This window comes from Sphingomonas mucosissima, from assembly GCF_002197665.1.
Taxonomy (GTDB): domain Bacteria; phylum Pseudomonadota; class Alphaproteobacteria; order Sphingomonadales; family Sphingomonadaceae; genus Sphingomonas; species Sphingomonas mucosissima.
This window is the reverse complement of the sequence record NZ_NBBJ01000001.1, coordinates 345,042-360,370: the sequence shown is the minus strand read 5'-3', so window position 1 is coordinate 360,370 and position 15,329 is coordinate 345,042. Positions and strand designations below refer to the sequence as shown.

Genomic DNA, 15,329 nt, shown 5'->3' with positions numbered 1-15,329 from the left:
GTGCGTCAGAGACGCACGGTGCCAGTGGTTGCGAACGGCAGAAAAATCTCCTCCTTGAACCGCACTCGTGCATCAAGGGAGACGGATGTCCTCGCCGCGCTCATCGTCATGCCAGATCAATGAAAGCGGTTTGCGGATTAAGCTGCGCTCCGCAAAAAAACCGCTCGCTCAACCGTGCAATGGCTCCAATCCGCAGTGGGCAGCAAACTGGCCGAAGATCGACTGTGTAAAGATCATCGGCGACAGCAGCAGTGGTCGTCATCACGCACAATCGCGGAGCTTAAAGATGACTAGCGATAACATTACCGAACCCGCACAACGGCGCTACCTTGATGAAGCGGAATTAGCGGAACGGCTCGGGCTCAGCGTCAAATTTCTGCGTAAGCAGCGACACCTTCAGCTACCCCCAGCATACGCGCGCTTTGGTCGCCGCATCCGCTATCCGGTTAGTGAAATCGAACGGTTTGAAGCTTCGGCCTTGCAGCCTCTGGCCGACCAGAGTCCGTCCGCGCGGCGGAAGGATAGCTAGCCCTGCCGGCGAGCTCGCCAATTAGCGGCGCAGCCGCCGCCTAGCGGCAGCGAAGAAGCAGCGGGCTAAGCCGAGAGCGAATGAACTGTCTACCTTGGTAAGACCCCTACCGGAACCAGCGCCCGCAGTCACCTTTCGTGAAGCTGTAAATTGGACGCTGCGGCTCCGCTAAGAGAGCCGCGGCGACCACCAGCAGATCTAAGTGCAGCAATCAAATCGCGGATGTCGCGGCGTGAAGCCTGCCTCTACACACACCTACGCTCACCGGCCCCTATCGTAGTATACACTGCCATCGTGCAGTTGTGCCATTAGCCAGTGGTTGGTGGTGCTGCGGGGATCGGTGTGCCCATTCCAAGGCATACCCAATGGCAAAGTTTTCCGAGATTAATCGCCCTCTCTCCCTTATCGATACTTACCGCGGAGAAGCCAAACTTCTCCGAGCCAAGCGCAATCGGGCGCTGCGGCACCACCTCACCAATGAAGATCGTGCAAACCTACGCGTCCTCGACGGCCTTGATCCTGGCCTCATCACGTTCATCGCCAGCGACAATCGCGCGCGATTTTGTTTCGCTCGAAACCTATCGCGTGGATTTCGCCGCGTTTGGCGATCGGCGAATGATCTGCAGGTCCTTCACGTCACCATCATCAACGAGAATTTTGAGACGTCTGACGAACGAACAGAAATCCGACTTGCTGAGTTAACCAAACAAGCCCGTCACATTCTCGATGCGACTGGCGGCAGCTGGATTGGTGGCGTTGATTTTGCCGTTTTCGCCAACCGCACGTACCCTGCCGGAGGTCGTGTCATCAGCCCGCACGTGCATGCAACTGTTTGGGGATGCGACATCCTACAACATGCGCAGCATGTAGCCGATGGCTACAACAAGCGCCTTCATACCGGCGTTGCGGGAGTTGAAGCCGTAAAGGTGCAGCTGGTGCGCGCAACCTGGCCGGATATCGAACGCGTACTTACCTATCCCTACAGGCCGCCGGCTCGCACCAAAACAGTTTACTACAACCCGCGCACCGGCCTCACCAACATTCACGAGTCTGAAAAGGCAGATCGGTACGTGCGCTACCTTCGCATGATGCAGTTACTGTCGCTTATCGAGCAAGATCGCCTCTGCTTTGCCGGCGGACAAGGAACAGTAATCAGGCGCCAAGCGCTGCAAGAAGCGCATACCATGCTGGAACAACGCACTAGCGCAACGAACCGTGCTTCGCAGATGGAGTGGATCGAAGACTTCTGGGCGGAGCTACTGCCGCGTTGCGAGCTGCGGCGTTTTGCAGCTCCTCAAATCACGCTGCGCTGATTTCGCCAGGGCTGGTTGTCAACTTGCCAACCAGCCCTTCCCTCCTCTCGACCGCAGCCCACCCCTACTTGAACGGCGGCTTCAACAGTCTTGCTCGAGAAGGCTTATCAAGCTCAGCGTTTTGCCGGTGGAGAAGGGTCCACAGCTGCGAACGACCTGTTCTTACTCTCGTCTCATTTTCTATTGGCGCCTGACAAGGCGTATAGGCAGTGCTCAGAATATAAGGAACCGACGGTCTTATAATAAAAGGCGGGCGGTCTTTTGTAGAGACGGGGACGGGTAGTGTCGTTCCATGGTGCTTCTGGTCAGCAGACCGATGATCGTCAGCGCAATCGAGTCCTGGAGGAAAGAGATAAACTCGATGCTGGTGGCACCGATGGCGGGATCGGCCTGGTAAGCAGCAAGGACCTCTTTTGAGGGCTGGCCGTGCGGCCACGCTCCGGCGACCATTAGGAAGGTGCTGGAGATGATGTGAGAGACGTCCGCTGTTCTCAGTTCCGGCAGGCTGTGCAACAGCAAACCAGACAGGCGCTGGACACGGGCGTTGAACGCGCGCCTGTGGCTCAGGATCACTTCGGCGGACACGTTACGCTCCAGCACGGATGCTTGTGCGCTGATGAGGTCGCACAAAATCGGCAAGCTATCGAGCGTTAACGCAAGCGTTGCGGCGAAGGTGTTCGCGCGGTTGATTGCAGGCCTCGAGGTGTCGATGTCGACGATGGCGAGGTCGACATCAGCGATCCAACGCTCCACTTCGTCGTTCAACAGCTCGAGCAGCACAGCTTCGCGGCTTTCAAAGTACCGACGCACGTTCGATTTCGCGAGGCCGACACGCCGACTCAACTCGTTCAGGCTGACATCGGCGACGGGCATTTCCTTCAGCATTGCTGCCGCCGTCGTCAGAATCGTGTTGCGACGCTGATCTCGCTGGGCTTCGTTGCGCGCTCTCTGGAACTCCATTTGCGTATCCCGTTTGCAGAGCGGCCACTGCGAATTGAGCCGCAAGACGTTATGTGAACGCCTAACAGACCACCGGTCTCTTGTCGATGCGTGTGATCTAGAAGCGTCTGCTCACAAAATGCCTTCGCCGCTCTCCAATCAATTGCGTTTGGTCGCCATACTACCGATAGCATCGCGGCTGACAGGACCCATAACCGGTCATTCAGAGCGTCCTATCCGCTTCCTAAGTCCAGTCGTTAGTTCATGTCGCCGTAAAGATGATCCTAGCGGCGCGGTGCGGGGGCACGCTCGATCAGGTCCCACCTGTTCCCGTAGAGATCCTCGAAGACCGCGACGGTGCCATAATCCTGACGGCGAAGCGGCTCGACGAACCGAACGCCACGCTTGCTGTAGGCGAAGTGGTCACGCGCGAAGTCGTCCGTCTCCAGGAACAGGAACACGCGGCCGCCGCTCTGGTCGCCGACTGCCGCTCGCTGTCTCTCCCCCACTGCCCGCCCGAGCAGCAGCCCGCCGGCCGCACCCGGCGGGGTGACCACCACCCATCGCTTCCCGTCTCCCAAGGCGGTGTCCTCGCGCAGGGTGAAGCCTAGGCTACCCACGAAGAACAAGATGGCTTCGTCGTAGTCGTCGACGAGGAAAGCGGTCATGGCGAGGCGCTGCGGCATGCGGTAACGCTGCCCATTTGCACCAGCCGTCCAACGCTGACTGCGACGATCGGGACAGGACCGCCCTAACGATAGACCTCCACATCGCAGCCGCCGAAGATACTTTCACGCGGCAGATCGAAGATGAAATAGGGGTTTAGCTGCGGCGGCGCGCCTACCGCGTCCAACCGCTGTTGTTGCTCCGGCGACAGCACGATGTCGAGCGACGCGGCGTTCTCCCGCACATGTTCGGGCCGGCTCGCTCCCATCAGCACCGACGATACGCCCGGCCGGCCCGCAACCCAGGCGAGCGCCACCTGCGCCATCGGTCGGTCGACCTCCTCCGCCACGGCGCGCAGTTCGTCGACGATGCGGAAGTTTGCCTCGGTGAACAGCATCCCGCCATACGGATTATCGCCGTTGAGACGGCCGTCGCTGCCGCCCGCGTGCTCGCCGGCCTTGTTCGGAACGCTGCCCGCCGGGCCGAAGGCGGCGAGCTTCTCCCGGCCGTACTTGCCCGTGAGCATGCCGAAGGCGAGCGGGCTCCACGCCACCAGCCCGAGCCCGAGCGCTTGTCCGGCAGGCACCAGATCGAGTTCGACGCCCCTATCAATGAGAGAATAGCTGTACTGCAACCCGATCGGCTCCGGCAGCCCGTGGCCACGGGCCAGCGTCGCAATTTGCGCGGCATACCAGGCCGGGGCGTTGGAGAAGCCGTAGTAGAGAATATCGCCCCGCCGCACCGCGTCGGTTAACGCGCGCAACACCTCTTCAGCCGGGGTCGTGCGATCCCAGACATGCGTCCAGTACATGTCGATATGGCCGCTGCCGAGACGCCTCAGCGACCCTTCCAAGCCGTCGCGGATGTTGCGCGCCGAATTGCCGCCGGCGAGTGGATTGCCCTCGCTCCGGGGGAAGCCCGACTTGGTGGCGATCACCATCCGGTCGCGGCCGCCGCCCTCGCGCAGGAAGCGGCCAATCATCGCCTCGCTCTCGCCGCCGGAATAGACGTCTGCGGTGTCGATGAAGTTGCCACCCGACTCAATATAAGCATCGAAGATGGCGCGCGATCCGCCTTCGTCAGCGCCCCAGCGGCCGGCACCGAAGGTCATCGTGCCCAGCGCCAGCGGGCTCACCGCCAACCCCGAGCGGCCCAGCGTGCGATAGTTGGTTAGTTCCACGGCCATCACTCCTCGTTAGAGGACGCACATAGTGCCCGGCCGACCGGCAGATTAGCCGTTGCACACCGCAAGGGCTTGTGAGCATGATGCATCAATGCGGCGCGGTGACCTCGACGATCTAGCGGCTTTCGCCAGCGTCGCCAAACACCGGAGCTTCACGCGGGCTGCCGCCGATCTCGGCCTTTCGCCATCCGCACTGAGCCACGCCATGAAGGCGCTGGAGAAGCGGCTCGGCGTCCGTCTTCTCGCCCGAACCACCCGCTCGGTCGCGCCGACCGCGGCGGGCGAGCAACTCCTCCGTTCGCTCGACCCTGCTCTGGCACAGGTGACTCAAGGTCTGGCGTCGCTCGCGGACTGGCGCGGCGCGCCGTCGGGCACGGTGCGGCTTACAACATTTAGCTACGCGGCGCGGACCATCCTGGCGCCCCGTTTGCCCCAGTTCCTGCTGGGCCACCCCGATGTGTCCGTCGAGGTCATCGTCGAGGACCGGCTGGTCGACCTTGTTGCGGGCGGCTTCGACGCCGGCATCCGCCTGGGCGAGGCGGTTGAGCGCGACATGGTCACCGTGCCGGTAGGTCCGGATTTGCGCACCGTCGTGGTCGGCACGCCCGCATACTTCTCTCGACATGCTCCGCCTGAGACGCTGGCGGACCTCGATCGTCACGTCTGCGTCAACTACCGCCTGCTCGACGGCGGCGGCCTGCTGCCGTGGGAGTTCGAGGAGTCAGACAGGGACGTCAGGCTGAGGGTGCCGGGGCAGCTAATCGTCAACGACGAGGTGCTGGCGGCGGCAACGGTGCGCGCTGGTGCTGGGCTTGGCTACATGATGGAGCGCGACGTGGCCGACGAAATCGCGGACGGCCGTCTCGTGCAGGTTCTCGCAGCCTCGTGTCCGAGCTATCCGGGGTGCCGCCTCTACTACCCTGACCGGCGCGTCACTCCTGCGCTGCGCGCATTGATCAGCGAGCTTCGCTTGTCACCACCTTCGGACATTCGTTCACGTCGATCCGTCGGCGCTTCAGGCGAGCAGGACCAGCCGCGCAGCCCCCTCTCAAACCCAGCGGGCTTATCGCCCGCCGGCAGAGTTCCCTCAGATTTGAGCTAGCCCTCCATCGGTGAACAGCTCGCTACCCGTCATGAAGCTGCTGTCCGACGAAGCGAGGAACGCGGCGGCCGCGGCGACTTCCGAAGGGTCGCCGACATGCCCAACTGGCGTTGTAGCCCCCATCTCGATCATCGCGTCGCGACCGACGACTTCGGCTGCCAACTCGGTCAGCGTCGGGCCGGGCGATAGGACGTTGACGCGAATACCCGTACCGCGCAGATCCTGCGCCCAGCTGCGCGCGAGGTTGCGGACAGCAGCCTTTGACGCGCTGTAGATGCTGAACGCAGGTGTTCCCATCACGCCAGTGGTCGAGCCGGTGAGGATGACTGAACCACCTTCGCCCATCAGCTTCAGACCCTGCTGTACCGTGAAGATTGTGCCCTTCACGTTAACCTCGAAGGTCTCGTCATAATGCTGCGGTGTGATCTCGACGAGAGGTGCCAACGCGCCGGTTCCGGCATTGGCGAACAGGATATCCAGCTTGCCGCGCTCCTGCTTCACCGTGTCGAACAGCTGTTCGAGATCACCGGCATCAGTAACCGATCCCGCCACCGCGCGTGCATTCACGCCGAGGGTCGCCACTGCCGCATCCAGCTTCTCCTGCCTACGTCCAAAGATGTAGACGAACGCACCTTCCTCGATGAAGCGCCTTGCCGAAGCCAGGCCGATGCCCGTGCCGCCGCCCGTGATGATCGCAGTCTTGCCTTCCAGTCGGTGCATACGTGCCTCCAGTTCTTGGTTGCACGCAGCTGGCCCTGAACCTACTTAGCGACAAGTATGCACCTTTAGGTAAGTACCAAGAATGTCTCAGGCTCACCAAGCGAACACCGCCGCTCCCACTTTGGTCGCTCCCGGCTTCACGTGCGGACTCGACGCAACGCTCAAGATCATCTCGGGCAAGTGGAAACCGCTCATCCTGTATTTCCTCCTACGCGGCCCGACGCGCTATGGCGAACTCAAGCGTGCCGTGCGTGACGTCAGTGACAAGGTATTGATCCAGCAATTGAAGGAGCTGGAAGCCGATGGCGTGTTGCGCAGGAACGACTACAAGGAGGTGCCGCCACGCGTCGACTACACGTTGACGCAGCTCGGACAGAGCCTTGCCCAGGCACTTGAGCCCTTATGCACTTGGGGAACCGAGAACATGGCTGAGATGCAGAAGATATTCGCGGAGCGCGATAGCTGGCTTCGCGAGAAGCAGGCCTAGCTGCGCTTGGCGAACAAACGATCGTGAGGCTCCGGTTCCGGCGTTGGTCACCGTTGGCCTCGCGATCGAAACGACCCAGAAGTGGACATTCAGGGGCACTCACTCGCCTCCCGAAAGCGGTCGTTCGCTCAGAAGACATGCGACGACCGGAGCTGGGCCCGGAACCAGTCAGACGGCTTGTGGGCCGGCTTTGAGACAGACGACTTTCAGAGAACCGAATCTACGAAGCTGTCGTTGCCCCCCTCCGCGCCCGTCTATCCGATATCGCACTGGCAATTCGCCGACTCCAGGAAATCGTCAGCGGCCGAGCGCACGCCGTCACCCGCTCTGTCGCCCCGGTGTCGGGTCCGTGTCGTCCCGCTGTCGGCCTGCCCCGGCGCATGGTATCCGGCAGGAGGGAGATGCGATGAAACACGATGCCGTGAAGATGCGCCTGGTGCGCGAAAGCATGGGAATGACGCAGGAGAAACTGGCCATCCTGAGCAACGTCTCGGAACGTACGGTGCAGCGCGCCGAGGCGGGTGCGAATATGCGGCTCGACACGCTGGCTGATTTCGCCGCGGCACTTGAGCTGCCGTTGAGCGAGCTGGCGCTCGATCCCGACGACAATGAAGATCGCGATGTTGGCTTGCGGCTGGTCCGCACCGCTCGCGACCTGATCGATGATCTCGCCAAGGCAGGGGTGGCGAAATTCGATTGCGAGATTGATCCCGATGCGACCGAGATGGAACCGGTCCTCGCGCTTGTCGGCCTGATCGAGGAACGCCTGCCGACGCCTTGGGAGTTCGACCAACATCCGGCGGACTCATCGCTCGGCGACAAGATCCGGCTGGCCGCCCAGATAAAGCGGCTGCTCGACGAACTGGCGACCACGGATGTCGGTCTCTACGCGGCGACGTCCTGGATCAACGCCAAATATCCGCGCTGGGACATGGATGAAGGCATCCGCTACACGCATGATCGTCATCGCTATGAGAAGGTCATGACGTTGCGCATGATCATCGCGCGCAGCGGAGACGACCGCATCTTCCGCAAGCCGATCGCTTCATGGGGGCTCGACGAAGCACCGCGGCCCGAGCCCATGCGGGCCTTTGACGATCTTAATGACGATGTGCCGTTCTAAGCGACCAACCGACCGATCCCGTTCATAGGACGGCCACTTTATGCTGACGATCGACCATCCCAATTCGCTGACCGCGCTCGGTATGCTCAATTACGGGCTGCAGCCGTTCCGCAACATGGTCACGGGCCGCTACCTGCTGGCAATCAAGCTCAACAAGGAAGCGATCCTCGCGGCGCGGGTGAATCAGGGCTTTCGCCTGTACGTCGTGCCGGGGGGCTTACGCATCACGGTCGGTCTCATCAGCGCATTCTTCGACGATCATGACGAGCCTCACACTCTGCGAACGCCCTTTATCGACGGCGACGATCTGACCCACGATCTCGTGAAGCTGTTCAGCCAGGAAAGCTTCGAAATCTATCTGTTCGACGAGCACGACCGCGAGCTGATCGGCATCGTGGCAACCCTCCCCGACCGCGCGCGGTTCGTCGCTAGAACTGCGGCACTCGTCCTCCCACGGCTCGACATGACCAATGTGCTTGCCACTGATCGTACCCTGACGCACTGGTTCGGATTGCGAACCGCGGCAGACGACGCGCAAGCTTTCGACGTCGTGTTTACCGAAAAGCTCTACGACGACGATCGCGTCATCATCGAAGCCCATCGGCCCGATTTGCGCGGCAGTGGCGACGTTGGCGTCATCAGCCTGGTCCGCGACGAGCCGGGTTCTTACCAGGAACGCGACATTGGTCACGCGCTGCTGCGCGTTTTCCAGTGGGAAGCCGTCATCGCGAACCCGGTGCGGGCCGACACCGGCCGGGAGTTATGCGATCTGCTGGTCGTGCTGCCGGACGCCCTCCTCGCGGTTCAGGCCAAGGACAGCCCCAACACCGAGGCCTCGCTCAGGCGCTCGATTGAGCGCAAGCTCAAGACGACGCTGCAGCATCTCAACAAGGCGGCCGATCAGTTGCGTGGCACGCTCGGCTACCTCAACAGCCACGAGACGCTCGATCTCGTCCTCAGTGACGGCCCGATATCGATCCCGCTCTCGGACAAGGCAATCTACGGCATGATCGTGCTGAACGAAATGTTCGATGATCACTTCCCCGACTATAGCCGCCCCGTGCTGGCGGTCGCCCAGGCGACGGGGCGCGCAACGGTCGTGCTCGACTATCCGGCGCTCCACGTCATTACGAACCGGATCGCCGACCCGTATGATTTCCTGATGTGGCTCGACCGCCTGTTCGGTTTTGCCGCAGAGCATGGGGAATTCCCGCGGCCGCAATTTACCGGGCCGCCAGCCGCTCGACCCTAGTCGACCAGTTCCGACCACCTTTGCCGGCTAGACCCTGCGAATACCGAGCTTGTTGATCCTAGCTCCGGTCGTTCTTTGAGTTATCCTCCGCTTCCTGAAAACTCGCGTAGGTTAGGCTTCCATTTCCAGGGGCAATTAGGCGTGTGTGAGGCGGCTAGATCACCTCTCCACACTACCCGCCCGACATGACCAAAGTCGGCGGTGAATGTCTTGGCGCAGTCATGAAGGTTCGCTGCACGACGCTCCTGATCTGGGTTGGATTCTGATAGCGTTCGGCTTATGTTCGCGTCTAGCGGCTGACATGTGCCGCCAGGAGAGTGGCATGCACGTCGTTCGCTTCTTCCCCATCGGCAACGCCGACAGCTGTCTGATCGAACTTGAGAACGGCCGGCGAGTGCTGTTCGACTTTGCCGACATGCACAACGCCGATGACCAGTACGATCTGCGCTGCGACCTGGAGAAAGAGCTGCGCGACTGCCTGGACGGGGCCAAGTCGATCGACGTCGTCGCCTTCACCCATCTGGACACCGACCACTGCGCCAGAGCCAAAGAGGTGTTTCACCTCGAACACGCCAAGAAGTACCAGGGCGGCGATCGCATCAAGATCGAGACCATGTGGGTCCCCGCGACCGCCATTCTGGAGGAGGGGGTCAAGGGTCAGGCCCGCACGCTGCGTACCGAGGCCCGTCAGCGCTTCATCGAAGGCGAGGGTATCCGCGTTTTCGGACGACCGGAGAAGCTGGATCAGTTCCTCAAGGATCGCGGCATCGATCCCAAGACGCGCCGCAACCTGATCACCGACGCCGGGACCCTCTGTCCGGAGTTCAACCTGGGGAGCGACGGCGTCGAGTTCTTCGTGCACTCGCCATTCGCCGAGACCTGCGGTGATTCAGTGGAGTACCGCAACGGCTCGGCCATCTTCATGCAGGCGACGTTCGTCGTCGGCGGTCGGACGACGAAGATGATCCTATCGGCCGATGTTCCGCACGAGGTGATCGACGACATCGTCCGCATTACCAGGTTCCACAAGAACGACCATCGGCTCGAGTGGGACATCAACAACGTTCCCCATCACTGCAGCTACCTGTCGCTCGCGGACGACAAGGGCAAGGACAAGACGGTTCCCGTCGAGCGGCTGAAATGGCTGTACGAGGAGCAGGGGCGATCGGGCGGGCTGCTCGTCTCGACCAGCAAGCCCATCCCGACCAACGACGACGACAAGCAGCCTCCCCATCGCCAGGCGGCCAGCTACTACAAGGACGTGGCCAGCGATCTCGGCGGAGAGTGGCTGGTCACGATGGAGCATCCCGACAAGAACAAGCCAAAGCCGCTCGTGATCGAGATCGGTGCGACCGGTTCGAAGCGGAGGAAGATCGCGGCGGCCGGCGCGGCCACAGTCCTGGGCGGTGCAGCTCCACGGGCGGGACGCCGGCGGTGAGCGGCGAGGACGCGCCACGGTCCAGGCTGGCGCGTGCCCTCGTCCAGTACGTGCGCGAATCGGTCGACCATCCGTACGCTACGATACGGGAGGTGCATCGCGACGGAGAACGGGATTTGGTCGATCTCGACCTGGAAATCGATCTCGCGCAGGATCGTGCGGTCCCGATCCTGCACCGGGAGCCCGTCCGCATCGTATTCGCCTCACCCAACGACCTCGTTGCGCCTCGTGTCCTGTCGTTGCGCGACGACTTCCCGTCAGGTCAGGTCCACACGAACCTCGATCATGAAGTCGACGGCCTGTGCCTCTGCATCTGGGAGGAGGGATGGCACGACCTGTCCCGCAATCTAACGGGGCAGGCGCTGGTCGAGCGGATCAGGTGGTGGTTCGCAGGCATTGCCGACGGCAGCCTGCACGCTGAGGACCAGGTCCTGGAACCGCTCATCGCCACCACCTCCGACACGATCGTCTTTCCGCCGGGCAACTTCGTCGGACCGTGGTTCATCGACGAGGCACACGAGCGCAGGGGACAGGTGACGCTGATCATGTCCCGCGAGCGGAAGGACGCCGGGGATCCCCGTTTCGACGTCTTCCAGCGGGTGCTGCCGTCGCAGGTCCACGGTGCTCTTGCTAGCCGTCCCTACGACATGGGCGGCCTGGTCGAACTCACCGCGAGGCTCGACTTCGATTTGATGGTCGAACTGCGGGCGTGGCTCATTGAGCCGGAGCGACTGGCCGCGGCGTCGGAACGCCGGGCGCTGTTCCTGCTCGTCGTACCGAAGCGCCGCACCGACGAAGGCGAGGACGAAAGCCACGAGGCCTGGGTATACACCCCTTCCGAGACGCTGGCCGAACTGGGCGAGAAGCTCGGAATGACATCGTCCTACGAAGACGAGGGAGGGCTGAGGACAGGCGCTGCCCTTCCGGGAACCGTCCAACCGGCCGATCCCAGGACCATCCGGCTGTTCAGCTGGCGCATCGTGCAGCGCCTCGATCGGGCGACGGCGCGGCAGTTCGCCGGCTCCACGCGTACAGAGGACGCCAGGCTGGTCGCCATCGGCGCCGGCGCGATCGGGTCCAACGTGATCATGAACGCCACGCACGCCGGGCTGGGCACCTGGACGATCATCGACGACGACATCGTCCTGCCGCACAACACGGTGCGACAGACGCAGACCAACTGGGCAGTCGGTCATCTCAAGGCGCAGGTGCTCGCTTTCGAGGCCAACGCCATCCTCGCGGAAGGCGGGAACGACCTGATCGTCGCAGACGTCCTGCGTGTCGGCGCCGAGACGGGGCGGATAGTGGCCGCGATGCGGGAGGCGGATCTCGTCGTCGACTTCAGCGCCTCGCCCGCCGTCGTCGGGAACCTTGCCGATCAGGATGTTCGCCGCGCATCGAGCTTCTTCTTCGGACCGGATGGCTCGGACCTCGTGGCGCTGGACGAGGGGCACGGCCGCACCGTTCTGCTGGACGAGATCGAGGCGCAGTACTTCCTCGCCGTCGCGGCGTGCCCCGCGCTGGAAGGTCACCTCGCCACAGCCCGCACGGATCGGATCCGTTACGCCAACGCATGCCAGGATCTTTCTCGTCCCCTGCCGCCGTGGCAGGTGCATATGCTCAGTGGTCTGGCCGCCGGACGGCTGCCGTCGTTGCTTGAAGACGCCGCGCCATCCGCATGGGTGTGGCGCCTCGATCCGGATACCGGATCGGTGCTGCCGATACGTCTCGACGTACAAGCCACGTCCCGCTTCGCATCGGACATGCTGCGCGTCTCCGTGTCGGGCAGCGTCATCGACGCGATGCGGACGTACCGCCAGAAGGCGGCGCCGAACGAGACCGGTGGCATCCTGATCGGCACCTTCGATCTCGTGCGGAACGTCCTGCACGTCGTCGCCGCGTTGCCGGCGCCGCCCGATTCGAGGCAGGCGCCGACTTATTTCGTCCGCGGTGCCCAGGATCTCCGCCCCCTCGTCGACGACCTCGCCAGCGCGACGGCTGGGCGGCTGCGGTACGTCGGCGAATGGCATAGCCATCCCAACGGCGCGGCCGCCCGACCGAGCAGCGACGACGAGGGCGTCTTCACGTACCTCCGCCAGCAGCTGGATCCTGCCGGCGCCCCCTACGCCATGCTGATCTGCGGACGCGAGGAGACCTGGCTGCGAACCGCCTGGCAGGACCGCGGACAGGTCGAAGGGGTGGTCGCTCATGACAACGACTGATCCCGGAGACCAGGCAAAGGAGCGGATCGCGCTCGCGCTGTCCGGTGGCGGATCTCGCGCGATGGCGTTCCATCTCGGCTGCCTCCGCGCGCTCCATGACCTCGGGATCCTGCAGCGCGTCTCGACCATGTCCGCCGTGTCGGGCGGCAGCGTGATCGCCGGAATCTACTGCAGCCACCCCGGCGATTTCGCCGCCTTCGAGCGCAGAGTACGCGAGGTGCTGTCGCAGGGCTTTCTTCGTCCTGCCGTGCGTACCGCGCTCACCACGGACGAAGGGATGCGGGCGATCGGAACCCGGGTGCTGCTCGCCGTCGACCGAACTGCCGCCTTTGTGGTCCGCCGCGCGCTTGCCGCGGTCCGCTCGCGGCCGAAATGGGGATGGCTGGGTACATCTCCCGTGCTGCGGCGGTCCAGTCGAACGACGATCCTGAGGCGCACGTTCAGCAAGATGTTCGGCGGCGCGAAGCTGACCGACCTGCGCTCCGACCGTCCTCGACTCGTAATTGTGGCGTGCGAGCTGAGGGCCAAGGCGGCCTTCTACTTCACCGCGGACCGTCTCCACTGCTGGCGCTACGGATCGTCCAGTTCGGAAGGAGTGGAACTCGCCGACGCGGTCGCCGCATCCGCCGCCTACCCTGCCGCATTGCCGGCGATCGAGACGGTCATGTCGTTCGAGAAGAGCGGGCGTACGGAGCGGCACCGGATCACGCTCACCGATGGTGGCGTCTACGACAATCTCGGCCTTGCGCCGTTCTGGCCGGGGCGGGATTCTACCATCAGCCTGGACACCGGTCGTCACGAGCGGATCATCGCCTGCAGGGCGGGATACGCGCTGAACGTGGCCGACCCTGCGTCGACCATGCTCTCGCGCATGAACGCGGCATTCGAGAGCGTCTTCGCCAGAGCGCAGAACCTCGCCACGACGCGACTCTACGATCTGGCGCGCGGCGGTGAGCTGAGGGGCTTCCTGTTGCCCTACCTGGGTCAGCGGGACGCCAACCTCCGCTGTCCACCGGATGATCTCGTCCGCTGCGAGGAGGTCGCTGGCTATCCCACCAACTTCTCGGCCATGTCGGCCGAGTGGGTCGATCGGCTTTCTCGACGTGGCGAGCAGCTCGTGCACGCCCTTGTACGGGAGAACTGGCCGGAGGTTCTGACGGCGAACGCCTCCGTCACGTTCGACCGCACCGGCGTGGCCGCAGGGAGCGGCGCCTGATGACTGTGCGACAGGAGCGATCGGCTGCTCCGCAGCCGGACCTTCGTCTACAGGTCCAGCGGCTCCTTCGTGGAGAGCGCGGTCACGACGACGTCGACCGTCCCCTCCTCGGGCTTCGCGATCGGGCCGGAAACAGGGAGACGATTCGCGAGGTCGGCGACTTCGTAGCGCATCGGGACGAACGCGATCGCGGCACGATCCTGCAGCAGACGAGCGACGTGCTGCTGAGCATCCAGACCTTCCTGAAAATCCGCACGGAGGGCGCCTTCACGCTTGGCGAGATCAGAGAAGTCGCCAAGGCCAATCTTCGGGTCGCGACCCCTGCGCAGCTCTCGGCCCGGCTGCGGCTCACCCGTCCCGAGGCGCGCGGAGCGCTGAAACGAGGTCTGGCGAAGGTCGAACGCGGAGAGGACGTCACTCGAAAGGAGCGTCGCACCATCGATTATCTCGGTAGCGCCTTCATCTGGAATCCCGACTTCACAGATACGGGCCTACATCGCGATCTGGCCGACGCTCTCGTTGAGGGTGGATACCTTTTATCGGGCGAGAGGCTCGCGTGGAAGGCGGTCCAGCCGTTCATATCGCTATGCGTGGTAGCGCTCATGAACGGCACCAAGCTCGTCCTGAACGGCTCCAACCGTGTCACGCTCATGGCCGGGTACGACAACGATGACGGCCTGATCGAGGTCAAAGCGCAGCTGCAGTTCGAGCAGCCTGGCAAGCAGATCTGGATGCCCTTCTGCCTGTACCTAACGGCGCTTCGTGCGGAGGAGCACTGCGAGCCCGTCCTCCTTGCTGGACCCAGGCAGTGGGACGGTCATCTCGACGTCGGCGACGATCGATTGATGCCGGTGACATGACAATCGGCGCCCATCGCGACGTACCAAGAACACGCCAGCCGGATCGCTGGTTGTACAGATATGTCGAACCTTACTGAGGAGAGCCGAATGCACCCGCTGATGCAGACCACCCGACGGACCCTGTCGGATCCCGAGCTTGGGCGCCCGCGCGACGCCTCGTACGATTTCGCCAGCGGCATGTGGAACGGGCCCAACGGGCCGTTGTGCGACGATCCCGACCACATTCCTCAGAGCAAGAAGCACGACCTCGAGACGGGGGAGGATCAGAAAGGTCAGTAG

At 63.1% G+C, this 15,329-nt stretch carries 16 protein-coding genes; 11 read left to right on the top strand and 5 right to left on the bottom strand.

The genetic code is table 11. From position 1 onward, the window contains the following. Positions 1-85 precede the first annotated feature (85 nt). On the top strand, positions 86-529 hold the full coding sequence (locus SPMU_RS16605; protein ID WP_140418376.1) for a helix-turn-helix domain-containing protein: 444 nt from the start codon (positions 86-88) through the stop codon (positions 527-529). A 365-nt stretch (positions 530-894) separates the two neighbouring features. After that, positions 895-1,842, top strand: coding sequence for a hypothetical protein (locus SPMU_RS01685; RefSeq protein WP_088331313.1), 948 nt, complete (start codon positions 895-897; stop codon positions 1,840-1,842). A gap of 237 nt (positions 1,843-2,079) precedes the next feature. On the opposite strand, the gene SPMU_RS01680 is transcribed toward SPMU_RS01685, so the two are convergent. From SPMU_RS01680 to SPMU_RS01670, 3 genes are all read right to left on the bottom strand, one after another. Beyond that, positions 2,080-2,802, bottom strand: coding sequence for a TetR/AcrR family transcriptional regulator (locus tag SPMU_RS01680; protein WP_088331311.1), 723 nt, complete (start codon positions 2,800-2,802; stop codon positions 2,080-2,082). Positions 2,803-3,065: 263 nt separating this feature from the next. After that, positions 3,066-3,449 (bottom strand): VOC family protein, encoded by a 384-nt coding sequence (locus tag SPMU_RS01675; protein WP_245832659.1) that lies wholly within the window; start codon positions 3,447-3,449, stop codon positions 3,066-3,068. Between the two features lie 83 nt (positions 3,450-3,532). Continuing rightward, positions 3,533-4,633: an aldo/keto reductase gene (locus tag SPMU_RS01670; protein ID WP_245832658.1), complete on the bottom strand. Its 1,101-nt coding sequence runs from the start codon at positions 4,631-4,633 to the stop codon at positions 3,533-3,535. A gap of 88 nt (positions 4,634-4,721) precedes the next feature. Here SPMU_RS01670 and SPMU_RS01665 point away from each other — a divergent pair, with 88 nt between their 5' ends. Beyond that, positions 4,722-5,732: a LysR family transcriptional regulator gene (locus SPMU_RS01665; protein ID WP_088331306.1), complete on the top strand. Its 1,011-nt coding sequence runs from the start codon at positions 4,722-4,724 to the stop codon at positions 5,730-5,732. On the opposite strand, the gene SPMU_RS01660 is transcribed toward SPMU_RS01665, so the two are convergent. Beyond that, positions 5,718-6,452, bottom strand: a complete 735-nt coding sequence (locus SPMU_RS01660; RefSeq protein ID WP_088331304.1) for an SDR family NAD(P)-dependent oxidoreductase — start codon at positions 6,450-6,452, stop codon at positions 5,718-5,720. The genes SPMU_RS01665 and SPMU_RS01660 overlap by 15 nt on opposite strands. A gap of 82 nt (positions 6,453-6,534) precedes the next feature. On the opposite strand from SPMU_RS01660, the gene SPMU_RS01655 reads away from it, so the two are divergent. From SPMU_RS01655 to SPMU_RS01630, 6 genes are all read left to right on the top strand, one after another. Continuing rightward, positions 6,535-6,939 carry a winged helix-turn-helix transcriptional regulator gene (locus tag SPMU_RS01655; RefSeq protein ID WP_088331302.1) on the top strand — a complete coding sequence of 135 codons (405 nt, stop codon included), beginning with the start codon at positions 6,535-6,537 and terminating at the stop codon, positions 6,937-6,939. A 406-nt stretch (positions 6,940-7,345) separates the two neighbouring features. Next, positions 7,346-8,062 (top strand): helix-turn-helix domain-containing protein, encoded by a 717-nt coding sequence (locus SPMU_RS01650; RefSeq protein ID WP_088331300.1) that lies wholly within the window; start codon positions 7,346-7,348, stop codon positions 8,060-8,062. A 40-nt stretch (positions 8,063-8,102) separates the two neighbouring features. Next, positions 8,103-9,314, top strand: a complete 1,212-nt coding sequence (locus SPMU_RS01645; protein WP_088331298.1) for a hypothetical protein — start codon at positions 8,103-8,105, stop codon at positions 9,312-9,314. Positions 9,315-9,636: 322 nt separating this feature from the next. Beyond that, a complete protein-coding gene (locus tag SPMU_RS01640) occupies positions 9,637-10,752 on the top strand; it encodes an anti-phage 6A-MBL system MBL-fold protein (protein ID WP_088333091.1) in 1,116 nt (371 codons plus the stop codon). Beyond that, on the top strand, positions 10,749-12,974 hold the full coding sequence (locus SPMU_RS01635) for an anti-phage 6A-MBL system cap2_3 protein (protein WP_088331296.1): 2,226 nt from the start codon (positions 10,749-10,751) through the stop codon (positions 12,972-12,974). The genes SPMU_RS01640 and SPMU_RS01635 overlap by 4 nt, the downstream gene beginning before the upstream one ends. Beyond that, positions 12,961-14,190, top strand: coding sequence for a patatin-like phospholipase family protein (locus tag SPMU_RS01630; protein WP_088331294.1), 1,230 nt, complete (start codon positions 12,961-12,963; stop codon positions 14,188-14,190). The genes SPMU_RS01635 and SPMU_RS01630 overlap by 14 nt, the downstream gene beginning before the upstream one ends. Positions 14,191-14,237: 47 nt before the next feature. Here SPMU_RS01630 and SPMU_RS17360 read toward each other — a convergent pair whose 3' ends face one another. Then, the gene (locus SPMU_RS17360; protein WP_281250971.1) at positions 14,238-14,363 is read right to left on the bottom strand and encodes a hypothetical protein; all 126 of its coding nucleotides are present in this window, start codon (positions 14,361-14,363) and stop codon (positions 14,238-14,240) included. Positions 14,364-14,408: 45 nt separating this feature from the next. On the opposite strand from SPMU_RS17360, the gene SPMU_RS01625 reads away from it, so the two are divergent. Together SPMU_RS01625 and SPMU_RS01620 are read left to right on the top strand one after the other, a co-directional pair. Beyond that, positions 14,409-15,050, top strand: a complete 642-nt coding sequence (locus tag SPMU_RS01625; protein ID WP_140418375.1) for a hypothetical protein — start codon at positions 14,409-14,411, stop codon at positions 15,048-15,050. 87 nt (positions 15,051-15,137) lie between these two features. Next, positions 15,138-15,329, top strand: a complete 192-nt coding sequence (locus SPMU_RS01620; RefSeq protein ID WP_140418374.1) for a hypothetical protein — start codon at positions 15,138-15,140, stop codon at positions 15,327-15,329.